Raw genomic sequence first — 23,505 nt, 5'->3', positions numbered from 1 at the left:
AGCCGAGGGGGAAGAATCGTCGGCGGACCGTATTCCGAAGATGCAAACGCAACATCACTGACCGTGGTAGCAGACCTTTTGGCTCTGGGGGACAGCACGGTTGAGCTAAGTGCCGTGGAACTAGGCGGTTGGACAGCCAGCACGACCGGCTCCATCAGCAGCATCCTCCTTGTCGGAACGAGCTGCAGCATATGACGAGTACCAACGAACCGGACGGCGAGCCCCTCACCGTCAAACAGAAGGCATTGCTCTTTCTGGACTCGCGCCGTCGCAGGTTCTGGGCTGGTCTCACATTCTTCGCCGTTTGGCTCCTGCTCCAGGTCCTCTTCGACAGGCCGGGGAATCTCCCGCTCCATCTGGTTCCCAACATTTTCCTGTACGGAGGCGGCGCTCTCCTTGTGGTCCTCTGGACGAACGGCGCCGTTCTGAACCAGCCTGCCCCTCTCCCCCTGGGCATCATGCGCAGCACCGCCGTAACCCGGTTCATGAACGAAGAGTCTTGGGAGACAGGATTGTCTCCCACCCAGGCCAGGAGGCTCTGGTCCGGCTATTTCAACAGCCCGGCACCGAGGCGCGCGTCGTCGGCAAGACTGTCTGGGTCCAGCTCGGCAAGGAGTGGCACGCCGAGGACTGGTGGCACCGCGACGCGGCCCCGCACATGAAACGCAGGGTGCCGGTCCATCTCTTTCTCGGCGCCACGGATTGGGGAACAGCCATCACCGCCTTCAGCAGGGACCACAGGCTGGGCGGAATGCACGACGTCGTTCGCCTTTCGGACGAGATGAGCGCCACCGCTGTGAGGCTGGCCAGGAAGGCTACCGAACGGCGGGGCGTCGACGGCGAAGGCCGGGAGCAGTAAGCTCCCGGCCCCCATCTCCGGACACGGCCGGAAAAGACGAGCTACTTGCTCAGAAAACCGTCCAGTGCGGGGAGGTCGTCCGTGTTGATGTGGTCGACGCCGGCATTGAGCAGCTCGGTCCACATGGCATCGCGTGCCGGCCCCGGCTGGTCCGGCGTCGCCCAGAACCGCACGCGGTACCCCTTCACGTGGGCCGTTTCCACGAACGTACGCAGCCTGGCGCGCTCGGCCTCCGGCATCGGCCCGACACCCTGCCATGTAAACAGCTTGGTCCAGTTGTCACTGACCAGCGGCATCAGTGAAGCAGGCATCCCGGAAGCCAGATCTGCCGAGCGTCCGTCATAGAAGCCGAACCTCTTATCCGCAGCCTGCATCGTCGCCAGCGGGCGGTTGCCGCTGATGACGGCGGTGACCGGCCCGGTCGAAACCTTGCCGTTGGCGTACCGCGTCAACAGCGCTGGGTGCTCCGCCAGTTCCTTTTCGACGGCCGCGTAGGTGGGTTCGCCGTCGCTCTTAATATCGATGAGCAGCTGCAGGCTGCCGTCCCAACCCGGGTAAACGCTGTGGCCCTGCTGACGCACGAGCTTGTCCAGCGGGTCCAGGTAGAGGCTTTCGAGGGTGACGCCGGCGCGCGCATCCGCGAGGTCGTGCGCCACGCGCAGCTCGCCATCCACCAGCCAGACGTCCGCCTCCACACTCGTGAACCCGTGTTCCAGCGCATCCAGCAGCGGGCGTTCGTGTTCGTAGTCGTTGTGCGCGTGCGCTGCGGCATGCGGCTTTCCCAGTACGACGGCGGCATCCGGCGCCGCGGTGGACGGGGCGGCGATTCCGGCGAGCGCCGTTAGGGTGACGAGGGCAGTGACGGTGCTTTTGAGCAGCACAGGGTTCTCCTTCAGTGCGGTTGGGACGCGGCCGCCGCTTCCCGGATTGGGAAAGTCCGACGGCGCGCCCCACCACCCTGCCCGCAGGCGGCTAACACTTCCCCACCGCCGCCTGACACCGCGGTGAACAGGACATGTCACGAGCCGCTGGTGAGCTTGTCGAAACCCAGCGGGGACCCTGATCTCGACACGCTCGATCAGCGGTGAGGACGCGTCGAGGGGAAACCGGCAGGAAGTGATAGAGCGTCGAGGGGAAAGCCGCAGGAAGTGATGGAGCGTCGGGGGAAAGCGGCAGGAAGTGATAGAGCGTCGGGAGGGTCTGATCCCGGCAGGCTCGACCAGCGGGAGGGCGGTCCCGGCGCGCTAATACGCTAGCCTACGTGGATGCCGGGGCGGCGGGCGGGGTCGGGCTCGTTTTCTCGGATGATCTCGCGGACCACGGGGGCGGTGTCGCCGCGGCCCAGGAGCAGGTACCGCATCAGGTGGGCCAGCGGGTTGCCCTCGGCCCACTCGAAGTATGCGTGCGGCTTGACTCCGGTGGCGGCCTGCAGGGCCAGCAGGATCGCGGCGATGGCGTTGGGCGCGGCCGGGCTGGTCGCGCGAAGGACGCGGTGCCCGTCCACTTCCACGCCGCGCACCGTGAGCACGTCGCTGAAGCCCGACGGGTCCGTAACGTCGATCTCCAGGAACATCACGTCGGCCGTGCCGGGCACCGGGTTGTTCTCCCGCTGCGCCTTCTCCTTCTCCGCGTACTCCTTGGCGTCCCTGGCCTGCGGGCGGTTGGCAATGATGTTGATCCGGCCGTCGTAGTCAATCGTGTCCGTCACGAAGCGGCGCGCGGCCTCGTCGAACTCGATCCGGTCCACCCGCAGCTCGGTGGTGCGCGAAACACGGGACACCAGCGACACCACGACGATGCCCAGGATGAAGAACCCGGAGATCGCAAGGCCGTCGGGCTTCTCGATCACGTTCTCCACCAGCGCGTAGAGCAGCACGAGGGTCAGGACGGTGAAGCCGACGGCGGCCCCGCGCTGCTTTTTGCGCGCCGCGGAAATGCTCACGGCCACCGCGCCGGAGACCATCATGAACAGGATCCCGGTGGCGTAGGCGCCGGCCTGGGCGTTGACGTCGGCCTTGAAGCCGAGGGTGATGAGGATGCTGATGGCCGTGTACACGAGGACCACGGGCCGCACCGCCCGGGACCAGTCCGGCGCCATGCCGTAGGAGGGCAGGTACCGGGGCACGATGTTAATGAGCCCGGCCATGGCGGAGGCGCCGGCGAACCACAGGATCAGGATGCTGCTGATGTCGTAGACGGAGCCGAAGCCGTTGCCCAGCCGCTCGTGCGCCAGGTATGCGAGCGCACGGCCGTTCGCCGGTCCGCCCTCCTGGAACGCCTCGGCCGGGATCAGCACGGTGGTCACGAAGCTGCTGCCGATCAGGTACACGCTCATCACCACGGCAGCCGTCGTGAGGAGCTTCCGGGTGTTGCGGATCCGGTTCCGCAGCTTCTCTTCCGGCGTCGCACCGGAAGCCTTGACCAGGGGCATCATGCTGACGCCCGTCTCGAAGCCGGAAAGGCCCAGCACCAGCAGCGGGAAGGCCAGGATCGCGGGTCCGGCGACGTTCCCGATGCCGCCAAAAGAGCCGAGTTGTGCCATCCAGGCGGCGACGGCACCCGGCTGGGTGACGGCGTCGTAAATTCCGGTGCCGATGATGACGGCGTTCAGCAGCAGAAAGACGGCCACCAGCGGAATGGCCACGGCCACCGCCTCAGAGAAGCCCAGCAGGAACACCCCGCCCAGGATCAGCAGCATCACCACGGTGATGGGCACCGCCTGGCCTTCCAGGAACGGCGGCAGGTACGGGTTCTCCAGCATGTGCACCGTGGCGTCGGCGGCGGACAGCGTGATGGTGATGATCCACGACGTCGCCACGAACCCGAGCAGCACCAGCACGAACACCTTGCCGCGCCAGAACGGCAGCAGGTTCTCAAGCATGGCCACCGACCCCTGTCCGTGCGGGCTCTCCTGCGCCACCCGCCGGTACATCGGCAGCATGCCCAGCAGCGTCAGGGCCACGATCAGCAGCGTGGCCAGCGGCGACAGCGCCCCCGCTGCGAGCGCGGCGATGCCGGGGAGGTAGGACAGCGTGGAGAAGTAGTCCACGCCGGTCAGGCACATGACCTTCCACCAGCTCTGCTCGTGTCCCGAGCCCTCCGCGGACTCCGGACCCACCGGCTGGTGCACCTTGTGCTCCAGCAGCCAGCGCGTGAACGCGCCGCCGGGGCCGTTCTCCCGCTCTGGGTTGGGCACGCTGGCCGGAACGGAGTATTGGGCTGGTGCGGTCATGGAGTGTCTTTCTGGATTTTCGGGGAAGGTCCGCCGTCGGGCCGCTGGAGGGCGGCGGGAGGGCGGGCCGGGAGCGGCATACCCGCCGCCGGACAGCGGGAGAGTCGTCCGACGGCGGGGGCTACTTCGTTGCTCTGATGAGCCGGTAGATCATGTAGCCGGTTACGCCGATCCCTAGGATCAGCCACAGCAACGGGGCACTTTGGGTCAGCATGGCAGGACACGGCCTTGCGTGCGTGAGGTGGCCACGGGGTCCTTCGATTCACATGGGCAGTTTGCTGATGACCACGGGAGCCTAGCACCGGCCGGAATCCGAAAAGCGCCAAAACCGGGGATCTTAACGCTTTCTTAACGCCTCGCCCTTCACACCGGTCCCCGGGAATTCCGCGGTGGTAGCGTGACGCGTATGCGCGACGTTCCTGACCCGAAGGCCCGGCCTGCGGGCAGGAACGCCCGCCCTCCCGGCAATGAGCCCCTTCCGAATGCCAAGAGCGGCCTCTGGCCCGGCGGCTCCAGGGTCTTCCCGCGCATCCTCAACGTCTTCGCACCCCAGCACCCGGCGCAGGTGATCGTGCTCGGGTTCGCCGCCGCCGTCGCCGTCGGCACGGGGCTGCTCATGCTGCCCGCCGCACGGAACGGTCCCGGCGGCGCACCCTTCCTCGACGCCCTCTTCACGTCCACGTCGTCGGTGTGCGTCACCGGGCTGATCACCGTGGACACTCCGGTGTACTGGAGCGGCTTCGGCAAGGTGGTGATCATGAGCCTGATCCAGGTCGGCGGGTTCGGGGTCATGTCCTTCGGCACCCTGCTGGGGGTGCTCATGGCCCGGAGGCTGGGCCTGCGCTCACGGCTCTCGGCGGCCGCGGAAATCAAGAGCACCGGCTTCGGCGACGTGCGGCGCGTGCTGCTCGGCGTACTGGCCATCAGCCTCACCGTGGAGATTGTGCTCGCCGGGATCCTGGCGGCCAGGCTCGTGGCGGGCTACGGCTACGAGCCCGGCCGGGCACTGTGGCACGGCATCTTCCACTCGGTGTCCTCCTTTAATAATGCCGGGTTCGCGCTGCACACGGACAACCTCATCGGCTTCGCGGGCGACCCCTGGATCTGCCTGCCCATCGCGGCCGCGGTGATCATCGGCGGCCTCGGCTTCCCGGTGCTGTTCGAACTGCGCCGGCAGTACCAGCGGCCCATCCACTGGAGCATGAACACCAAGCTGGTCCTGGTGGGCACGGCCGTTCTCCTGGCCGCAGGCACCGTCTTCCTCACCGCCGTCGAATGGTCCAACCCGGCCACCCTCGGGGCGCTCAAGCCGGGCGAACGCATCCTGGCCGGATTCTTCCAGTCAGTCATCACCCGCACGGCCGGTTTTAACAGCATCGACATTGGGCACATGCACGAGGTGTCCTGGCTGGGCATGGACATCCTGATGTTCATCGGCGGCGGCCCGGCCGGCACCGCGGGCGGCCTGAAGATCACCACCTTCAGCGTGCTGTTCTTCATCCTGCTGACCGAGCTGCAGGGCGGCACGGCCGTGAACATCTTCGGCAAGCGCCTCTCCCGCGCCGTGCACCGGCAGGCCATCACCGTGGTGCTGCTGGCCATCGGTCTGGTGGTGGGCTCCACGATGTTCCTCATGATCATCACCGACTTCGGCCAGGAGCGGATCCTGTTTGAGGTGATCTCCGCGTTCGCCACGGTGGGGCTGTCCACCGGCATCACGGCCGCCATGCCGCCGGCCGGCCAGGTGGTCCTGATCCTACTGATGTTCATCGGCCGCCTCGGCCCGGTGACTCTCGGTGCCGCGCTGGCGCTCCGCGAACACCCGCTTCTCTACGAATACCCGAAGGAAAGGCCCCTCATTGGCTAAGAACCTCTTCTCCCGTTCATCCGATTCCGGGGCGCAGGCTGACACAGTGGTGGTCATCGGGCTGGGCCGCTTCGGCGGGTCGCTGGCGCTGGAGCTCGAGGCACAGGGCACCGAGGTGCTGGGCATCGACTCCAGCGAGGACACCGTCCAGTCCTACAACGGCCGGCTCACCCACGTGGTCCGTGCCGACTCCACCAAGGAGGAGGTGCTGCGCCAGCTCTCCGTCCACGAGTTCGACCGGGCCGTGGTGGGCATCGGCAGCGACATCGAGGCGAGCATCCTCACCACCTCGCGGCTGCTCATGTTCAAGAAGCCGCAGATCTGGGCGAAGGCCATCAGCGAACCGCACGCCGAGATCCTCAACCAGCTCGGCGTGGACCACGTGATCCGCCCCGAGCACGACATGGGCAAGCGCGTGGCCCACCTGGTCCGGGGCTCGCTGCTGGACTACGTCGAGTTCGAGGACGACTTTGTGATGATCCGCACCAGCCCGCCTGCCGAGGCCCGCGACCGCCCGCTCGGGGTGCTGGGCCTGCGCGACAAATACGGCATCACCATCGTGGCGGTCAAGCGCCCCGGCGGCATCTGGGGCCACACCACGGCGCAGACCGTCCTGTACGACGACGACCAGATCATCGTGCAGGGCAGCAAGATCCAGGCGGAGCGGTTCAGCAACATGCCGTAAGTCTTTTGGCCCTGGTGGGGCCGCTTACCGTGTGGCAGGCGCCTCGATAAAGACCACCTGGCTCAGGCTTCGGACCGGCCGCCGCCTCCGGACGGCAGGCGTGCCGAGGGCGTTAGCCGGCTTCCCGCCGTCGGACTTCAGTTGCCCGCCACCCGGAGCTTGCCCGGCACCCCCGGAGAGCCCGACGGCGGATGCCGCCTTTCCGGCCGGCACCCGCCGCACGCTGAGCTGCTCAAGATCCAGCAGCCGGCGGGTGCCGGTCCGGGCGTCGATGATCCAGAACAGGTCGATGTCCTGGATGGTACTGCTCACGGTTCCCTGGTGCGCCAGTCTTCCGCGGTGCCAGGCCTCGACCTGGTCACCTATGGCCAACTCGGCACTGGACTGTACTTCAAGCGTCACATCGTCGTTCACAGCCGGTCCCCTCCGTCGAAATGTTGATGGGACCAGCCTGCCCCAAGATGTTTTCGGTGACGTTTCGGGCCGGTGTTTACTGTGAGTCGTCGCGGTTTCCGACTCCGCCCGCGAACGCACCTCTCAGCTGCACGCGCCCCAGTCCGGCGTCCGGTCCTCTGCATAAGCTGGCATCGGGTCCGGCAATGCTGCGTCATGAACGGCGATTTGTGGTGCCCGTCACAAAAGAAGCCGTACAGTAGGTTTTACTGCTGAAGCCAACGTCGTCGCCCAGGAGAAAGGACAGCCCGTGAAGCCGCATGCGTCCTTCCGCCTGTTCCGCTCCGGGCTGATCGGATCCATCGTCCTGGGCCTGGCCGCCGGCGGGCACCTTGCCGGCGGAGGCCAGCTGCCCATGCCGGCAGTCCTCGCGGCCCTGTGCGCGGTGACCATGGTTCCGGTCGCGGCCCTGACCCGTTTCAAGCTGTCACTGCCGGTTCTGATCGGGCTCGTGGGCGGCGGACAGGCCTGGCTTCACTGGGCGTTCGGCGCCATGTCTGCAGGAACTTCAGCGGCGGTTTCCACGGCCACGTTGTCCGGGCACGCCGGGCACACGCCGGCGCCGCTGAACCACGCGGCGCTGATGATGTCCGCCCCGGCGCACGGGGCTGCACCTGACGGACTCATGTTCGCCGCCCACGCCGTCGCCACCCTGGCCACGGCGCTGCTCCTCGCCCACGGCGAACGGGCCCTCGCGGCGCTGGCCGACTGGCTGAGCCCGCTGTTCCGGGACGCCGAGCCGTCCGTCGTCGTTCCGGTCCGTGCCCCCTTCACACGCGCCGCTGCTGCGGTTCTTCCGCCCAAGCACCACTCGCTGCGGCTGCCTTCCCGGCGCGGTCCTCCGCTGCTTGCGGCCGCCGTGTAGAGACAGTTCCTTTCACACCTGGCAGGAACTTCCGACGGCGGTTCTTCCGCTTTCCGGACAGGCCCCTCCGGCCTGCTTTTCCTGACCCCAAAAACCTGTGAAAGGCACTCCTGCCATGAATACCTCCCTTCGCCGTACCCTCAAAACCACCGCAGCCGGCGCACTGGCGGCCGGGTTCCTGGCCGCCGGCGCGGCCGCCGCTTCCGCCCACGTCACGGTCGACCCCTCCGCCACCTCGGAGGGCGGCTTCACCAAGCTGACGTTCAGCGTCCCCAACGAGTCCGATACCGCCAAGACCAACCGGCTCGAGGTGAAACTCCCCACCGACACGCCGCTGACCTCCGTCTCGGTCCTGCCCATCGACGGATGGAAGGCCCAGGTCATCAGCACCACGCTGCCCAAGCCGGTCGAGGTGGCCGGGGCAACGGTGACCAAGGCACCCACCAGCGTGGTCTGGACAGCTGACGCCGCGCACCAGATCGGGCAGAACCAGTTCCAGACGTTCACCCTGTCCGTCGGGCGCCTTCCTGCAGCGGGCACCACGGTGACCCTGCCCGCGGCGCAGGGCTACACCGACGGGACCACCGTCAACTGGGCCGATGCCGCGGAAGCGGAGCACCACCACGCGTCCGCGACGTCAACCGCGCCAGCCTCGGAAGCTGAAGAGTCCCACCCGGCACCGTCCTTCGTCACCACTGCAGCCGAAAGCGAAGGGGCCCACGCAGAGGCGACCCCGGCGGCCACTCAGGCTTCGGCAGTTGCGCCGGCCTCGTCGACTTCCTCCTCCGGTAGCGATACCGCGGGATGGGTCGGGCTGGCCGCAGGACTGATCGGCCTCGCCGCGGGCGTGACCGCGCTGGCCCGTACCCGCCCCAGCAAGCGGTAGCCGGCCGGCGCTCCAACACTTTCTCGCCGAGCGCCTCACGCCCGCTGACCGGGCGAGAGGTTGTTTCGCGCGCCCCCAAAACGCTTCGCGCTGCGCTGATTCGCCCTGCGCTGATTCGCCCTGCGCTGGTTCGTACTGCCCTGATTCGTAGTGCCCAGCCTCGTTCGCTACAGCCTCGTTCGGCCCGGCTTCGGGGCCGCAGCTCGGGACGCCGCGCGCAGGTTCCATTGCGCTCCGCCGCGGTGCGGCCTGGCCGGCTCAGCGGTGTCCCGTGTGCACTGCAGCGCACCAAAAGACTCGAAAGACAAAACCATGACTGTATTAGCCAACCCCCAAACATCCACACAGCCAGCCCCGCCAGCCAACCCTCCCGCTGGCAACGCCCCGGAGGGCCGCGGCTGGTTCCGTGCGTTCCTGCTCCGGCTCCATTTCTACGCGGGCATCCTCGCCGGGCCCTTCCTGCTCGTCGCCGCCCTCAGCGGCGGCCTCTACGCCATCACGCCCCAGCTGGAACAGGCTGTCTACGCCAGCGAACTTCACGTCCCCGCGGTCGTGAACCCCCTGCCGCTCTCGGCCCAGGTGAAGGCCGCCATCGACTCCACCGGTGGCGCCACACCTGTCTCCGTCCGCCCGGCACCCGGCGCCGGGGACACCACCCGTGTCCTGTTCGCGGACCCCTTGCTGGGTGAGTCCGAATACCGGACCATCTTCGTGAATCCCGGCACCGGCGAAATCCGCGGCGACCTCACCACTTACGGCAGCAGTGGCGCGCTGCCGATGCGGACGTGGATCTCCAACCTCCACCGATCCCTGAACCTCGGCGAGCCCGGACGCGTCTACAGTGAACTGGCCGCGTCCTGGCTGTGGGTGGTGGCCCTTGGCGGACTGGTTCTGTGGATCGACAGGATCCGCCGACGCCGAACGGCACCCCCGAAGGCCCGCCCGGCTTCCGGCCGGGCCAGAACGGTCTGGCTCCACGGCACCACCGGCACCGTCATGCTCGCCGCCTTCCTGTTCCTCTCCGCTTCCGGCCTGACTTGGTCCGCCGGCGCAGGCGAAAACATCACCGCGCTGCGCACTAGTCTCGGCTGGCTGACCCCGACCGTTTCGACCTCCCTAAGCGGGCCGGCGTCAGCACCGGCCAGCGACCACTCCGGCCACGGGTCGGCGTCGGCACCCGTCAGCGAGGCAGCGGATCCGGCCGTCTACGACGCCGTCCAGCGGATCGCCCGGGCGGACATCATCACGGCCCCCATGGTCGACATCAAGCCGCCCGCCGCGGAGGGCAAGGCCTGGACCGTGACCGAGGCCGGCAGGGAATGGCCCGCTTCGGCCAGCGCGGTGGCCGTCGACCCGGCTTCCGAGAAAGTCACCAGCCGCGCCGACTTCAAGGACTTCGGCCTGGCGGCGAAGCTGACCCGCTGGGCCATCGCTGCGCACATGGGCCTGCTGTTCGGCCTGCCCAACCAGCTGGTCTTGCTCGTAGTGGCCGCGGGCCTGGCCGCGATGGTGGTCTGGGGTTACGTGATGTGGTGGAGGCGCCGCCCCACCCGCGGCAGTGCCTGGGCCATGGGGCGGCCCGCCCCGCGGGGAGCCTTCCTGCGCGGACACTGGGCTGGAGTCCTGGCGGCGATCACGGCGATGGTGCTCGTGGGCATATTCCTGCCGCTCCTCGGTTGGAGCCTGCTCGCCTTCATCCTCCTGGACACGGCGGTAGCGGAAGCCAGGCGCCGTCGTCGTTCATTGGAACCGTCAGCGGAACGGGCGCCATCACCGGAGCGGTAGTCCCGGGGCCAAAGTGGGCATGGCCGCCCCGGCCCGCCATCGATAGACTGGGAATGGCCGCCGCGGCAGCAGGCCGCCCCGGCTTTCCCGAACAGGAGGTCACGATGGGTTTGGGTGACAAGATCCACAACGCCGCCGAAAAACTCCACGGCAGAAGCAAGGAAGCGGCCGGCCGCGCGACCGGAAACGAACGGCTCCGGTCCGAAGGCAGGGCGCGCCATATGAGGGCCGACCTCAAGCAGGCCGGCGAAAAGATTAAGGACGCCTTCAGGAGGCACTAAGGTTCCGCAGTAGAGCTCGGGGCCCTGTCCGGTAAGAGCGGACAGGGCCCCGCCGCGTCTCCCTGCGCAACGCTTCGGCATCTCAAACGCGAACGGCGTTAAAAAAACGTTAAGATTCCCGCCTCCCCGGAAGAAAGGCTGTTGCGGCTTCGTGCGGCGAAGTACCTTGGTTGCATGCCGTCCTGCGATGGCCCCCAACACCGCAGGGCGGCACTTTCATGCCCGCAAGCCGGCCCGCGATTCCAGCCGTGATTGTGGCTGGACCCGCCTCGCCGCTTACGTTTTTACCAAAAAGGGCCGCCTGAGCTGCTTCGAAGCGGCCACTTTTGGCAAAACCACGCGCCCGCACTGTCGCGCACCTCCGGGTGGCTGACCCCAACGGCGCGGCGATGAAAAAAGGGCGTACTCTCATTGATATATGAGTGCCCCAGCAAAAGCCGTGTGAACATGCATCATCTGAGTAAATTGGCAGTTCTGGGAGCAGCGCTTTTGCTCGCTCTGTCTGCAGCGGGCGGCCCGCCCCAGTCCCGGTCCACAAGTCAGCCGCTGTCGGCGACTACGGCCGAGTTCCTGCATGCGAAGGCCTTGCCCACCCAGAAACCGGCCGCAACATCCCGGCCGCCAGCAAGCCTTCGCGCAGCAGTCCCCCGAACAGGCCAGCACGCCGTCGTTCAGCATGTGGCGGTGGTGAAGGCAGCGGCACCACCCACTCCGGCGCAGCAGCTCGCCCGACTCACGATGGCGCAGCGGGTAGGCCAACTGTTCATGGTGGCGGCGGCGGCAACCGGAGCCGACGCCAACACCATGTCCGACCTGACCAGGTTCCATGTGGGCAATGTGTATCTTGCGGGGCGCAGCCGGGCGGGCACCGCCGCGACCGCCGCCGTCGTTCGCCGGATGACGGCCACCGTATCGACGGCAACCACCGGCGGGATCCGCCTCGCGGTGGCGACCGACCAGGAGGGCGGCTTCGTCCAGGTCCTCAGCGGTCCCGGCTTCTCGGCGATCCCCACAGCTCTGACCCAGGGAACGCAGGCGACGGCGGCCCTCCAGGCTAGCGCGCGCGTCTGGGGCAGCCAGCTCCGCGCGGCGGGGCTCACCATGAACCTGGCGCCGGTGATGGACACCGTGCCGAGCCGACAGTTTGCCCCGCGGAACGCGCCCATCGGTTTCTTTGGCCGCGAATATGGGTTCACGCCGCAGACCGTCTCTGCCCACGGCGGCGCCTTCGCGGCCGGTATGCGTCAAGCAGGCATCGCGCCCGTGGTCAAGCACTTCCCCGGCCTGGGCCGTGTCACGCTGAACACCGACGTCAGCCGGAACGTGAAGGACACCGCCACCACACGCACCGACCCGTACCTGCTGCCGTTCCGGACAGCGATCCAGGCGGGCACCCGGTGGGTCATGGTCTCGAGCGCCTACTACACACGGATCGATGCCGCGCACATCGCGCCGTTCTCGCCGCTGATCATGCGGACAATGCTGCGTAACGACCTGCACTTCTCTGGCGTCGTTCTGTCCGATGACCTATGCAACGCGGCGCAACTGGCCCCCTGGGCTTGGGGCACCCGGGCCACGAACTTCATCAACGCCGGCGGGACCATGCTGCTCTGCGCGAACCCCCGCGCCATTCCCACCATGTACACCGCGGTGCTGCAGCTCGCCCAGCGCAGTCCCGCGTTCGCCGCAGCAGTCAACGCCGCCGCCCTGAAGGTGCTCACGGTGAAGGCCGGTCGCTAGGGGTGAGGCTGGTCGGCCCGGGAAGCGCGAACGGCACTTGGGCCCCATTTAGGCCACGCGGCAAAGGTCGCGAACCCGTCAGGCGACCAGACCGGAGACCAGGTTGATGGTGGTGGCCAGCACGATCGCGCCCAGCAGGTAGGACAGCAGTCCGTGGCGGAGCACCGTGCCGCGCATGGCTTCGGTCTTGAGATTGGTGTCCGAGACCTGGTACGCCATGCCCACGGTGAAGGCCAGGTAAGCGAAGTCCGTGTAGCGCGGCGGCTCGTCCTGGTTGAAGTCGACTCCGGTCCTGTCGCCGTAGTAGATGGAGGCGTAGCGCAGTGTATAGAGCGTGTGCACCAGGAACCAGGACAATGTTGAGGTCCCCAGCCCGAGCGCGATGATGCCCGATTTGGTTCCCCCTTGGCTGTTGGAGGCGTCGAGGAGGATCATGGCCACGCCACCGAAGCTGGCCACGGTAGCGGCCAGCACCAGGGCGTCGGATGCGGCCCGGCCGGGGTCGTCGCGCCGGGCGTGGGCGGCCGTGGCCCCCGCCGGCAGGCGCCCGATGACAGCCCACACCCACAGCAGATAAGTGGCGGACGCCGCCGCCCACCCCATGGCGGGCGCATAGGTCCACGACTGCAGGAGCCCCACCGCAGCGGCCGTGGCCAGTCCGACGACGGCCATCACCAGCAACCGGAGCCGCGAATGATGCGCCGGCCTGTCGAACCTCGATGCCTGGCGTCCTGCGCCGTCCAGTCTGCTCATGGTCTGATCATTACAGTTTTAGCCCGCGGGTGTTTCGGAACGCGCAGACCGGCGCTGCAGGAGGTTCAGGCGCACGACGCAAGCCGTGATGAGCACGGCCAGGCCCAGGCTGACGGGTCCGGTCCCCCAGCCGAGTCCGCCGCGCGCGGGGGACACGGCCGACCAGTCCGCGAAGGACGCGCCGAGCGGCCGGGTCAGGATGTAGGCGAACCAGAATGCCGGGACCTCGGGAAGCAGCCTGCACCAATATGCGAGCGCAGGCACGGCGATGATCCCAGCGAACACGGCACCAGAGAACATATCGGCGGACTTTGAACTGCAGGGCCAGCGACGCCGCGAGGGCTGCCGTGCCCACAGCCAGGGCAACTTCAGGTACCAACTGATGCAGCAGGAAGTCCGAGGCGGTTTCGCCCATGCCCGTGGTGAGGACCTTGACTACCCAGAACCACGCCGTGATTTCCGGGACTTTGGACAGTTCCGGGCGGCCGGGCGCCCATGGACCTGCCGCCGGCTCAACCGGGATGGTTACGGCTCCGTTGGCCGCGCCACCCGGGGCGGGGCCGATCTCAGTGCGGGTCATTTGCGCCACTCCTCGGCGTCCCGGGCGGGCTCGGCGTCACCAATGGCCCGGCCGTCCGCGGCCCGGTCGGCCGCCTCGGCCTTGGTGCTGCGGCGCCGCCTGAGCCATTCCACTCCCCACGGAATGACGGAGACCAGCACCAGAATGACAGCGATGACGTCGATATTCTTGGCCACGACCTCGTAATGCCCCAGCCACGTACCCAGCAGGGTGACGGTGGTCGCCCACGCCAGAGCACCAACAATGTTCCAGAGCGTGAAGGACTTGTAGTTGTAGCGCACCATGCCTGCGCTGAGCGGCGCGTAGGTCCTGATGATCGGCGCGAATCTGGCCAGCACCAGGGCAGGACCGCCGTGCCTTCGGAAGAAGTCCTCGGTCTTGTCCAGATGCGATGTCTTCAGGATTTTGGCGTCATCCTTGAACCACCGCCGCCCGAATTTCCGCCCCAGCATGTAGCCCACCTGGTCCCCGGCCACAGCCGCAGCAGTGATCACACCGATTAGCACGGGCAGAGCGAGCTGCAGCTGCTGGTGCAGGAGCCCCGCCGTGAAAAGCAGCGAGTCGCCGGGCAGGAACGGAAACAGCACGCCCGACTCGATGAAAACCATAGCCGCGATCACCACCACCGTGGCCGGCCCCAGTCCTTGGAGCAGCGAAGCGGGATCGAGCAGCGGGGGCATCCCGGCGGAAGACGCCAAGGCAGGGGAGATCGCCACGGTATGAAGAGAAAGCATGGAACCAATGTCCCGTGGCGCTTAAAAGAAAACCCTAAGAATTACGACGGCGGATGCCGCCTGGGCCGGCGTGCCTCTGCGGCCAGCACGGCGAACACGCACTACGCCGGCCCGCCGTCGCTGACGTCGGGCCGGCGCGGGCTGGGCGTACTACTCGGCCAGTTTTGCAACCGCCTGCGCCCACAGGAAGTACTTGTTCGTGCCCAGGTCCTTGATGGTCTTGATGCCAAGGGCTTCCTGGAGCTTCTGCGCGTCAGATTCGGACAGGCCCTGGAGAGCACCCACCGGTGCCTTGGCCAATTCCTCGACGCTCTTGCTTTCGAATTCAGAGTCGAACTTATTACTGAGGCCAGCCACTTTGAAGCTCCTTTGCTCAAGTGAAACCCGGACCAAAGCCCGGCAGGCGGTCGCCTAACGTCAAGAAAAGCACCCTCCGCGGTCCCCGTCGAGACCTCATCCTGGATTCACAGCGCTCACCGGCTTGGTGTGGGCGGCCGCCGCGGCCCGTCGCCCGTCCTTTCGCCAAAAAAGGCCGCTCGGAGTGGACCCGAGGCGGCCTTTTTTGGCGAAATGTCCTGCGTGCACAAGGCTGGGAAGCGTTAGCTGAGCGCGGGCACCTGCACCTGGCCGGGCTTGAAGCGGGCTCCGGCGCCGGGGTACGTGGGCATGTCGATCCGCGCGTGGGTGTGGACCTCGGTGACGGTCGCCCTGGTGTGCTCCGCGATCTGCTCCAGCGTTGTCACCCACATGCCGTCCATGCCCTTGACCCGCTCAATCAGCTGCTCCAAAGCCACAGCCTTGGACGGCCGGCCCGAGATGAACGGGTGGTTCGTCAGGACGAAGCAGCTTCCCTGCGAGTGGTGCGCCTCCGCCTCGAGCGTCCACATCTCCAGCACCTTGGCCGGGCTTTCGATCACGCCGCTGCCTGTCACGCCCGGGTAGAACGCGTACTGCTCCCAGTCGTCCAGCGTCCAGTCCACGGGGATCTCCACGATGTCGCGGCTGTCGCCCCCATCCTGCGAGACCGACATCCGGTACGGCGCATCCCCGTCGAGCAGGCTGGAGTCGTAGAGGAAGCCACGGTCCGCGAGCAACGCCGGCGAGTGCCAGTTCAGCTCCCACCACGGCGCCCGGTACCCGACCGGCCGGACCCCGGCGACCTTCTCCAGCGCCTCAAGCCCGCGGTCGATGTAGCCCGCCTCGGTCGAGGCATCGATCCCCTGCATCGGCTCGTGCAGGTAGCCGTGGTGCGCAACCTCGTGGCCGCCGTCGACGATCTGCCGCACCACGTCCGGGTAGCTTTCCGCCGTGAACCCGGGAATGAAGAACGTCCCGCGGACCTCCTGGCGCGCCAGGATCTGCAGCAGCCGCGGCACCGCCACCTTCGGCCCGTACGACTGGTGGCTCATGAGCGACATGCGCCGGGTGCTGGCGGGGTCATGGGCAATGACGCAGGATTCGGCGTCGACATCGAAGGTGAAGGACGCTGCGGCGGTGAAGCCGGCCGGCCAGGTGATGGGGTGCTGGGAATCCGCGAAGGCGCTGGTGCTCATGCCGGAGTTCCTTTCGTCAGAGGGCGAAGTGGAGAGGGGGGAAGGATTCAGAGTTCGACGGCGGGAACCGGCTGGGGTGCCTCCGCAGCGTCAGGTGCGCCGGCGGCGGAAGCTGCCGTGCCGCCGTCGGACGTCACCGTCACGTACGGCCGGTGCAGCCGGGGGCCGAGAACCGCGTACACCGCGGCGCTGGTGAGGCCGCCGGCGAGCCAGGAGAGGTCCCAGCCGCCCAGGGCAACCGCGATGGGGCCCTGCATGATGGGGATCAGTCCGTACATGAACAGCCAGGTGGCCACGATGCCGGCGAGCAGCGACGTCACCCCGGCCCAGTTGACCACGGGCAGGCGGCGTGTGCCGACGCCGTCGAACAGCCGTTCCACGTTGCCGGGCCAGCGCTTCTCCAGCCAGAAGAAGTGCACCAGCATCACGCCGCCCCACGCGGCCACCCACGCCACCAGGCCGATCAGCCAGGCGTCCAGCACCGAGGCGAAGTCCTCCTGGAAGATGAAGAAGACGACGGCGAGGAGCGAGAAGACGCCGACGAACAGGTTGAGCTTGCGGCGGCTGATGGTGATGTCGAGTGCCTGCGTGGCCACCGAGAAGGTGTAGATGTTGAGGATGTTCGTGGCGATGGGCCCGTGCAGCACCATCAGGAGAACGGGCAGCGCCATGGCGCCGAAGTTCTGCACGATGAGCTTGCCGGGGTCGACCTCGCCGCTGTTGGTGGCGAGGCTGGCGCCGAGGACGCCGAGCCAGACGACGGGGATGAACTGGCCCAGGACGGAGGCCAGGTAGACCTTTTTCTTGGGGACGCTGGTGCTGACGAAGCGGGAGTAGTCGGCGGCGTACGTGAACCAGGTGATGCCCCAGCCGATGCCGATGGCCGTCATCACGGCGCTCATGGCGGCGATCCGTTCCGAGCCTTCGAGGATGTGGCCTGCGGGGCCGGCGTAGGACCAGTCGATCTTGAGGCCGAACCAGGCGACGGCTGACATGACCGCCAGGATGATGATGGTGGGCGGCACGGTCCATTTTTCGAACGCGGCGATGGCCTTGTAGCCGAACCAGGCGATGGCGACCTGGGCGGCCATGATGAATGTGGCGATGCCGATCTTCCAGGCGTAGTTGTGGGCGGTGGGGTCCACCCAGCCGAGGGTGCCGAAGAGCGCCATGACCAGGTCCAGGATGATCCAGGTGTTGACGGCGCACCAGCCGACGACGAGCAGGGCCTGGATGGCTGCGGGGAGGTAGTTGCCGCGGCGGCCGAATGCGGCGCGGGCCAGGACCATGCCTGTGGCGCCGGTCTTCTGGCCGAGCAGGACGAAGCAGCCGAAGAGCAGCATGCCGATCAGGTTGCCGAGGACCAGGACCGTGACGGTGTCGGCGAAGCCAAGGCCCAGGTTGATGCCGAGGGCGCCGAGGACCCAGTTGATCGGGGCGAGGTTTGCGCCCGCCCAGATCCAGAACTGGCCGGACACTTTGCGGGTGCGTGCGGTTTCCGGAATGGGCTGGAGCCAGGCTTCGAAGTCCTCGGCCTGCTCCATTGCGGGCCCGGACTGCGGTGTTGAGGAGTTGTGCATCGGAAAAGCCTCCGTGTGAGGAAGAAGAGCCTCCGGGAAGAAGGGACTGAATCAAGCGTATGTGGGCCCCATCACAGCAACAAGGTACGATCTGTCTAGCAGAATTCCCTTGCCTATGACGGAGTGTAAGATCGGTGTTCCTTGAAGACGTCCTGAAGCGCCGGAGCGTCCAGGCGGCTGACCCGCTGCTGCGCGCCGGCGCCTCCGCCGTGGCCGGCCGGCAGGTGCGGTGGGTGCACTCGAGCGAGGTCCTGGACATCGCTCCCCTGCTGCGCGGCGGCGAGCTCCTGCTCAGCGGCGGGCAGGCCCTGGCCACCGCGTCCGATCAGCGGCGGGTTGATTACGTCCGCGAGCTGGCGGGCCGTGGCGTGGCTGCCCTTGCGATCGAGACCGGCCCTGTCCTGCCCGAGATCCCCGAGTCGATGCTGGTCACCGCCGAATCCCAGGGGCTCCCGCTGTTCGAGCTGCGCAAGGTGGCGCCGTTCGTGGGCATCATGCAGGAGATCAACTCGATCCTGGTGGGCCAGTCCGTGGAGCTGCTGCAGCGCGGGGATGAGATCAGCCACGCCATGGCCGCCGAACTCGCCCACGGCGGCGGGCTGGACGAGGTGCTCGCCGTGCTCGCCGGGCAGACCGGGACCAGCGTCCGCCTGGTGTCGCCGGCGGGGCTGACGCTGGGGAGTGCCGGTTCCGGTGGTTCTGCCGGCGGCAGTGGTTCTGCCGGCGGTTCGGGAACCGGTTCCGGGGTCAGTACCGGGACAGTAAGTACGACGGCGGTGAGTACGACGGCGGTCGACGTTCCGGTGCGCGGTGTGCTGGCCGCGCGCCTCGAGCTGGAGGTGCCCGAGGGCGTCGACCCGACGTTTGTTCGCGTCGCCGGCGAGCGGTCCATCGACATTCTTGGCCTTGCCCTGCTGCAGCGGATGCCGCCCGGCCTGAAGGAACTGGCCGGTGCGGAGCTGATGCGGGCCGTCCATTCCGGTGCCCAGCCGTGGCGGCTGGAGCAGCTGGGCGCGGCGGCAGGGTTCGCCGTCGACGGTCCGGTGGCCGCCGTGATGATCCGCTCCGCCGCGTCGGGCCGGCTGCGCCCGGCGCTCGATGCGGTACTGGCGGCGTCGGTTCCGCATGCCGCGAGCTACGCCGACAAACTCGAGCTCATCGCGCTCGCCGGCCTCCCCCGCGAGGGAACCCGGGCCGCGCGGGCGTCCCTGATCGAGGCGCTCGGCGGGCTCGATGCCCCGGAAGGTTCCGCGACCGCCGTCGGACCTCTGGGCCAGGGTATCGGCGAGGCCGCCTGGTCCATGACGGAGGCCCGGCGGACGCTGGACCTGGCGCCCCGGACTGGGCGCGCCGGCCGGCAGGTGCACGACGCGGACGCGTTTGGTGCCGAGCGCCTTGCCGCCGAGAGCATCGACGCCAATGCCCGACGCGAGTTCGTCCGACGGACACTGGGGCCCATTCTCGAGCACGACGAGCAGCGGAACTCCCAACTCCTGCACACGCTGACCGTGTGGCTCGACTCCGGCTGCAACACGGCGCAGGCCGCACGCGAACTGCACCTGGAACGGCAGTCGATGTACCACCGCCTGCAGCGCATCTTCGACCTCGTCGGCGGCGACCCCCGGGGAACCGGCTGCCTCGTCGGCCTGCACCTGGCAACCCGCCTCGCCCCACTCCCCTAAGAGCATTCGGACAAACCGGCGAAACCTGACAGAGCGTTTTTGGAACCAAACCCTCTCTCACATCCTGCCGTTTTCCACCCGACCCTCTCTCACATCCCGCCGTTTTCCACCCGACCCTCTCTCACATCCCGCCGTTTTCCACCCGACCCTCTCTCACATCCCGCTCAGGAGAAGTGGCACACCCGTTTCCACCCGGGGTCGAGCCGGGTGGTCCCGCCGGCGGCCCGCGCGGCTGTCTCGAGGGCGTCGCGGCCGTTCCGGTCCTCCGAGTCCGAGTAATAGTGCAGCGCTCGCGTACCTGCTGCCGTCTCGTGGGCGACCAAAATCCCGCGGAATCCGAGGGCCCGGAGATGTCGTGCTCGATCCCACGGAGCAGGTCGAGTGACCGCGAGCCAAACCTCGCTATGGAGGTCGAAAATCGGGTAGTCGATCCAGCGCAACGGCCGGCGGGCAGTCACAATGCTCCGCTTTCCGTTGCGGGTGGCCCCTTCCAAGAGGGCCCCCTGGCGGCACTGAACCGGCCCGAGCCGGCAGGTGGTCCGGATAGGCTCGACCCATGTCGCCCGAACGCTACCTTGCCGAACTCACGCACAGCCTCGGCGCCCTCGAAACGCTTGCGCGCCAGTCGGAGAGCGTGCTGGAAAATCCGGTTCCGGCCTGCCCTGGATGGACCCTGGATGCCCTCTTCGGCCATGTCGGCTCGATCGAACGGTGGGCAGCCGCTGTTGTCCGTGCCGGCGAGTACGTCGAGGAACAGCCCCCACCAGCAGAGAACGCAGCAGAGTGGTTCCTCGAAGGAGCGCCCGGATTCCTCGCCGCCATGACCTCCCTTGACCCCGCGGCGCCGTGCTGGAACTTCGGCCCTCCCCCGCGCACGGCCGGTTTCTGGCTGCGCCGGCAGGCACACGAACACGCCATCCACCTCGTCGACGCCCGCCAGGCTGCCGGCCTGCCGGACCCGGATTTCGCCGAGGATTTCATGCTCGACGGCGTCGACGAGGCCCTGGCGATGTTCGCCCCGCGGCAGATCCGGCTCCAGCGGATGGCCGACCCGGAAAGAGCGGTTACCTTCCAAGTGCCCGACGGGACGGCCTGGACATTCGGCACCGGCGACATCGCGGCGTCGGTCACGGCAGCGCCTCGGGACATGTACTTCGGCCTCTGGGGCCGCTCCAGCCTTTCAGACACGGCAATGCTCGACGGCGACACCGGCCTCGCGCTGCGTGTCATCCGCGGTCCGCTCACGCCGTAACAGCATCGCAGGGCTCCAAGGTGTCAGCGATACAAGGGCGGACGCACCCTACCGGGCGCTGCCGTCCAACGCGCAGCGGAGGGGCCCAGCAAGCCACTGCTCCACCTGTTGCTGGGAGCGCAGCCTGACCACCGTCACGTGCGGCGATGCCGTCTCGAGGGCCTGAATCTTGGTGCGGTACTGGAAGCGCGTGGAGATCGCCCATCGGACAATGTGGTCGGGGTCGGTAAAGAACGTGCGCAATGGCGGCTCGAGGTTGCCGTTCCAGAGGACTTCGCGTTTAAGACGACGGTGCAGCGTTCGACGGACCAGGCGCGGCAGCGTCGTTGTCCAGAATGGCAGATCCAGCCACACAACCATGTCGGCGCGCTCGGTCATGAGTGGGCGGGCGGCCTTGTACTGCCACTCCGTTGTCCACAAGTCCTGGGCGACCATCGAGCGAACGTCGTCGAGGAAAGACTCACGCGGCACCCAATTCGGGCCGTGATACAGGGCATCGATCTCAAAGAGCGGTGCACCGATGACGACGGCGATGCGGCTGGCAAGCGTCGTCTTGCCCGTCCCGGATACGCCGGCGACCGCAACGCGGAACGGGCGGCGCGGCAGGGGCTCCTCGTGGGTCAGCACATTACTGATGCTAGCGACGAAAGGTGAGGAAGCGTGGCACGGGAATGCCCGGCGGCGCTCGGCGCGGCAGGGCCCTTCCCCGATAAACGCCTAGCTGATCTTCCTCCGGTACGCAGCCATGGCGAAGACGTAGGCGAGGACGAGGATCCCCAGGCACCAGGCCAGGGCAATCCAAATGTCGACGCCGACCGGCCGTTGCGCAAACAGGTCCTGGATCGTGTTAACGATCGAAGTGACCGGCTGGTTCTCGGCGAACGCCCGCACCGGACCCGGCATGGTGGCCGTGGGGACGAACGCCGAGCTGATGAACGGCAGGAAGATCAGCGGGTAGGAGAACCCGCCAGCGCCGTCCACGGACTTCGCCGACAGCCCGGCAATAACCGCGATCCAGGTGAGTGCCAGGGTGAACAGCGTGAGGATTCCGACGACGGCGAGCCACTCCACCAGGCCGGCCGACGTCCGGAAACCCATCAGCAGCGCCACCAGGACGATGATTACGAGCGACAGACCGTTGGCGGCGAGCGACGTCAGGACATGGGCCCACAGCACGGACGACCGGGCGATCGGCATGGACTGGAACCGCTCGAAAATGCCGCTCTTCATGTCGGTGAACAGGCGAACGGCGGTGTACGCGATGCCCGACGCGATCGCGATCAGCATGATTCCGGGCAGCAGGTAGTTGATGTAGTTGCCGGTATCCGTCCTGATGGCGCCGCCGAACACGTAGACGAACAGCAGCATGAGTGCGATCGGCGTGATTGCTGTGGTGATGAGGGTGTCCACGCTGCGGAAGATGTGGCGCATGGAGCGGCCCAGCAGAATGGCCGTGTCCCCGAAGAAATGTTTGCTCATCACCGCTCCTTACTAGTTGCGACACCTGACGCGGCGCGTGGTTCGGCACCGGAGCCGTCACTGGATGGGGCACCCGGCCCGGCCTTGCCGTCCTTCCCCACCAGCGCGAGGAAGATGTCCTCCAGGGTTGGCTGCTTCTCGACATACTCGATCTCCGCCGGCGGGAGCAGTTGCTTCAGCTCCGCGAGGGTTCCATTCGCGATGATCCGCCCGTCATGAAGAATGGCGATCCGGTCTGCGAGCTGCTCAGCCTCATCGAGATATTGCGTGGTGAGCAGGACGGTGGTCCCCTGCTCCGAGAGATCCTTAACGACCTGCCAGACTTCGATCCGCGCCTCAGGGTCGAGGCCCGTCGTCGGCTCGTCCAGGAAGATCACCTTCGGCTCGCCGATCAGGCTCATGGCGATGTCGAGCCGGCGGCGCATGCCTCCGGAATACTCGGACACTTTCCGCGATCCCGCGTCCGCCAGGTTGAAGCGCGCCAGCAGGTCGTCCGCCACCGTGCCGGGGTCCTTCAGGTGCCGCAACCTGGCGACGAGCACCAGGTTCTCCCGGCCGGTCAGGATCTCGTCCACCGCTGCGAACTGTCCGGTGAGACTAATGGATTCCCGGACTTGGACCGACCGGGCACCAATGTCGAACCCATTCACGGTGGCCGTGCCGGCGTCGGGCTTTAACAGTGTGGAGAGGATCCGCACCATTGTGGTCTTCCCGGCCCCGTTCGATCCGAGCAAAGCGAAGATGCTGCCCGGTGCTACGTCAAAGTCCACACCGCGCAGCACCTGCAAGGACTTGTACGACTTCTCCATGCCCCGCACACGGATCGCGGGTTCGCCGTCGCGGGCGGGAGCCGGCGCGTTCACGCTCATGGGACTTCCTCCTCTTTCGTGATGCCCTCGATCGCTTGGGTGAGCCGCTTCCGTTCCTTGTTGATCCACTGGCCCTCCGCGTAGTTCTGGAGGAACGTCTCCGCGAACTCCACAGGGTCCTCCCCAACCACTTCCCGGATCGGTGTTTCGCTGGCCGCGCTCTGTTCGAAGAGGTCCGCGAGATCCTCGAGCATCTTCACCAGGGTGTCCCCCTTCGTGATCGCACCGAAGTACGTCAGGTACCGCTCCAGCGCCTCGAGCGCCGTGCGGTAATTCGCGGGCAGCTGCTTGGCGCGTGCCTTGTACTGCCGGTACTGCTTCTTCTGTTCGAGCGAGCCGGTGACCTGCTCAATCCATCCCATGGCCATGT

23 protein-coding genes and 1 pseudogene are annotated in these 23,505 nt (G+C 67.3%); 10 read left to right on the top strand and 14 right to left on the bottom strand.

The window, feature by feature from the left end:
• The first annotated feature begins 499 nt into the window (after window positions 1-499).
• Window positions 500-859 carry a hypothetical protein gene (locus ACFTSA_RS01810; protein WP_377949099.1) on the top strand — a complete coding sequence of 120 codons (360 nt, stop codon included), beginning with the start codon at window positions 500-502 and terminating at the stop codon, window positions 857-859.
• Window positions 860-900: 41 nt separating this feature from the next.
• Here the strand turns inward: ACFTSA_RS01810 and ACFTSA_RS01805 are convergent, their stop codons facing one another.
• Both ACFTSA_RS01805 and ACFTSA_RS01800 read right to left on the bottom strand, forming a co-directional pair.
• A complete protein-coding gene (locus tag ACFTSA_RS01805) occupies window positions 901-1,740 on the bottom strand; it encodes a phosphatidylinositol-specific phospholipase C/glycerophosphodiester phosphodiesterase family protein (RefSeq protein ID WP_377949096.1) in 840 nt (279 codons plus the stop codon).
• 371 nt (window positions 1,741-2,111) lie between these two features.
• Window positions 2,112-4,091 carry an amino acid transporter gene (locus ACFTSA_RS01800; protein WP_377949094.1) on the bottom strand — a complete coding sequence of 660 codons (1,980 nt, stop codon included), beginning with the start codon at window positions 4,089-4,091 and terminating at the stop codon, window positions 2,112-2,114.
• A gap of 406 nt (window positions 4,092-4,497) precedes the next feature.
• On the opposite strand from ACFTSA_RS01800, the gene ACFTSA_RS01795 reads away from it, so the two are divergent.
• Together ACFTSA_RS01795 and ACFTSA_RS01790 are read left to right on the top strand one after the other, a co-directional pair.
• Window positions 4,498-5,958: a TrkH family potassium uptake protein gene (locus tag ACFTSA_RS01795; protein WP_377949091.1), complete on the top strand. Its 1,461-nt coding sequence runs from the start codon at window positions 4,498-4,500 to the stop codon at window positions 5,956-5,958.
• Complete coding sequence (locus tag ACFTSA_RS01790; RefSeq protein WP_377949088.1) at window positions 5,951-6,643, top strand: potassium channel family protein; 693 nt, start codon at window positions 5,951-5,953, stop codon at window positions 6,641-6,643. Before ACFTSA_RS01795 ends, ACFTSA_RS01790 begins: the two co-directional genes overlap by 8 nt.
• A 24-nt stretch (window positions 6,644-6,667) precedes the next feature.
• Here ACFTSA_RS01790 and ACFTSA_RS01785 read toward each other — a convergent pair whose 3' ends face one another.
• On the bottom strand, window positions 6,668-6,955 hold the full coding sequence (locus tag ACFTSA_RS01785) for a hypothetical protein (RefSeq protein WP_377949086.1): 288 nt from the start codon (window positions 6,953-6,955) through the stop codon (window positions 6,668-6,670).
• A 391-nt stretch (window positions 6,956-7,346) separates the two neighbouring features.
• On the opposite strand from ACFTSA_RS01785, the gene ACFTSA_RS01780 reads away from it, so the two are divergent.
• The 5 genes from ACFTSA_RS01780 (at window position 7,347) to ACFTSA_RS01760 (ending at window position 12,653) form a co-directional block, all read left to right on the top strand.
• The gene (locus ACFTSA_RS01780) at window positions 7,347-7,961 is read left to right on the top strand and encodes a hypothetical protein (protein ID WP_377949083.1); all 615 of its coding nucleotides are present in this window, start codon (window positions 7,347-7,349) and stop codon (window positions 7,959-7,961) included.
• Between the two features lie 115 nt (window positions 7,962-8,076).
• Window positions 8,077-8,847 carry a YcnI family protein gene (locus tag ACFTSA_RS01775; protein ID WP_377949080.1) on the top strand — a complete coding sequence of 257 codons (771 nt, stop codon included), beginning with the start codon at window positions 8,077-8,079 and terminating at the stop codon, window positions 8,845-8,847.
• Between the two features lie 312 nt (window positions 8,848-9,159).
• Window positions 9,160-10,632 carry a PepSY-associated TM helix domain-containing protein gene (locus ACFTSA_RS01770; protein ID WP_377949077.1) on the top strand — a complete coding sequence of 491 codons (1,473 nt, stop codon included), beginning with the start codon at window positions 9,160-9,162 and terminating at the stop codon, window positions 10,630-10,632.
• Between the two features lie 104 nt (window positions 10,633-10,736).
• Window positions 10,737-10,913 carry a CsbD family protein gene (locus tag ACFTSA_RS01765; RefSeq protein WP_331573156.1) on the top strand — a complete coding sequence of 59 codons (177 nt, stop codon included), beginning with the start codon at window positions 10,737-10,739 and terminating at the stop codon, window positions 10,911-10,913.
• 684 nt (window positions 10,914-11,597) lie between these two features.
• Window positions 11,598-12,653, top strand: a complete 1,056-nt coding sequence (locus ACFTSA_RS01760) for a glycoside hydrolase family 3 N-terminal domain-containing protein (protein ID WP_377949075.1) — start codon at window positions 11,598-11,600, stop codon at window positions 12,651-12,653.
• 78 nt (window positions 12,654-12,731) lie between these two features.
• On the opposite strand, the gene ACFTSA_RS01755 is transcribed toward ACFTSA_RS01760, so the two are convergent.
• The 7 genes and pseudogenes from ACFTSA_RS01755 to ACFTSA_RS01725 all read right to left on the bottom strand — a co-directional run bounded on the left by ACFTSA_RS01755 (window position 12,732) and on the right by ACFTSA_RS01725 (window position 17,853).
• Entirely contained in the window at window positions 12,732-13,406 is a 675-nt protein-coding gene (locus tag ACFTSA_RS01755) for a DUF1345 domain-containing protein (protein ID WP_377949072.1), read from the bottom strand.
• Window positions 13,407-13,424: 18 nt separating this feature from the next.
• On the bottom strand, window positions 13,425-13,706 hold the full coding sequence (locus ACFTSA_RS01750; protein ID WP_377949069.1) for a hypothetical protein: 282 nt from the start codon (window positions 13,704-13,706) through the stop codon (window positions 13,425-13,427).
• Between the two features lie 58 nt (window positions 13,707-13,764).
• Window positions 13,765-13,821, bottom strand: a pseudogene (locus tag ACFTSA_RS01745) (hypothetical protein); the annotation flags it as partial.
• Window positions 13,822-13,982: 161 nt separating this feature from the next.
• Entirely contained in the window at window positions 13,983-14,720 is a 738-nt protein-coding gene (locus tag ACFTSA_RS01740; RefSeq protein ID WP_377949067.1) for a DedA family protein, read from the bottom strand.
• Window positions 14,721-14,870: 150 nt separating this feature from the next.
• Complete coding sequence (locus ACFTSA_RS01735; protein ID WP_377949065.1) at window positions 14,871-15,077, bottom strand: hypothetical protein; 207 nt, start codon at window positions 15,075-15,077, stop codon at window positions 14,871-14,873.
• A gap of 242 nt (window positions 15,078-15,319) precedes the next feature.
• On the bottom strand, window positions 15,320-16,273 hold the full coding sequence (locus tag ACFTSA_RS01730) for a polysaccharide deacetylase (RefSeq protein ID WP_377949062.1): 954 nt from the start codon (window positions 16,271-16,273) through the stop codon (window positions 15,320-15,322).
• A 47-nt stretch (window positions 16,274-16,320) separates the two neighbouring features.
• Window positions 16,321-17,853, bottom strand: a complete 1,533-nt coding sequence (locus ACFTSA_RS01725; protein ID WP_377949059.1) for a purine-cytosine permease family protein — start codon at window positions 17,851-17,853, stop codon at window positions 16,321-16,323.
• 134 nt (window positions 17,854-17,987) lie between these two features.
• Here ACFTSA_RS01725 and ACFTSA_RS01720 point away from each other — a divergent pair, with 134 nt between their 5' ends.
• Both ACFTSA_RS01720 and ACFTSA_RS01715 read left to right on the top strand, forming a co-directional pair.
• Window positions 17,988-19,535 carry a PucR family transcriptional regulator gene (locus ACFTSA_RS01720; RefSeq protein WP_377949056.1) on the top strand — a complete coding sequence of 516 codons (1,548 nt, stop codon included), beginning with the start codon at window positions 17,988-17,990 and terminating at the stop codon, window positions 19,533-19,535.
• 556 nt (window positions 19,536-20,091) lie between these two features.
• A complete protein-coding gene (locus ACFTSA_RS01715; protein ID WP_377949053.1) occupies window positions 20,092-20,787 on the top strand; it encodes a maleylpyruvate isomerase family mycothiol-dependent enzyme in 696 nt (231 codons plus the stop codon).
• 48 nt (window positions 20,788-20,835) lie between these two features.
• Here the strand turns inward: ACFTSA_RS01715 and ACFTSA_RS01710 are convergent, their stop codons facing one another.
• The 4 genes from ACFTSA_RS01710 to ACFTSA_RS01695 form a co-directional block, all read right to left on the bottom strand.
• Entirely contained in the window at window positions 20,836-21,414 is a 579-nt protein-coding gene (locus ACFTSA_RS01710; RefSeq protein WP_377949050.1) for an AAA family ATPase, read from the bottom strand.
• Window positions 21,415-21,504: 90 nt separating this feature from the next.
• The gene (locus tag ACFTSA_RS01705; RefSeq protein WP_377949048.1) at window positions 21,505-22,266 is read right to left on the bottom strand and encodes an ABC transporter permease; all 762 of its coding nucleotides are present in this window, start codon (window positions 22,264-22,266) and stop codon (window positions 21,505-21,507) included.
• On the bottom strand, window positions 22,266-23,135 hold the full coding sequence (locus tag ACFTSA_RS01700; protein WP_377949045.1) for an ABC transporter ATP-binding protein: 870 nt from the start codon (window positions 23,133-23,135) through the stop codon (window positions 22,266-22,268). The genes ACFTSA_RS01705 and ACFTSA_RS01700 overlap by 1 nt, the downstream gene beginning before the upstream one ends.
• Window positions 23,132-23,503: a DUF1048 domain-containing protein gene (locus ACFTSA_RS01695; protein WP_377949042.1), complete on the bottom strand. Its 372-nt coding sequence runs from the start codon at window positions 23,501-23,503 to the stop codon at window positions 23,132-23,134. Before ACFTSA_RS01695 ends, ACFTSA_RS01700 begins: the two co-directional genes overlap by 4 nt.
• Window positions 23,504-23,505 lie beyond the last annotated feature (2 nt).

It is taken from the genome of Arthrobacter sp. NPDC057013, assembly GCF_042674585.1.
Lineage (GTDB): Bacteria > Actinomycetota > Actinomycetes > Actinomycetales > Micrococcaceae > Arthrobacter.
The sequence above is the reverse complement of the archived record's forward strand: the minus strand, read 5'-3'. Positions and strand labels throughout refer to the sequence as shown.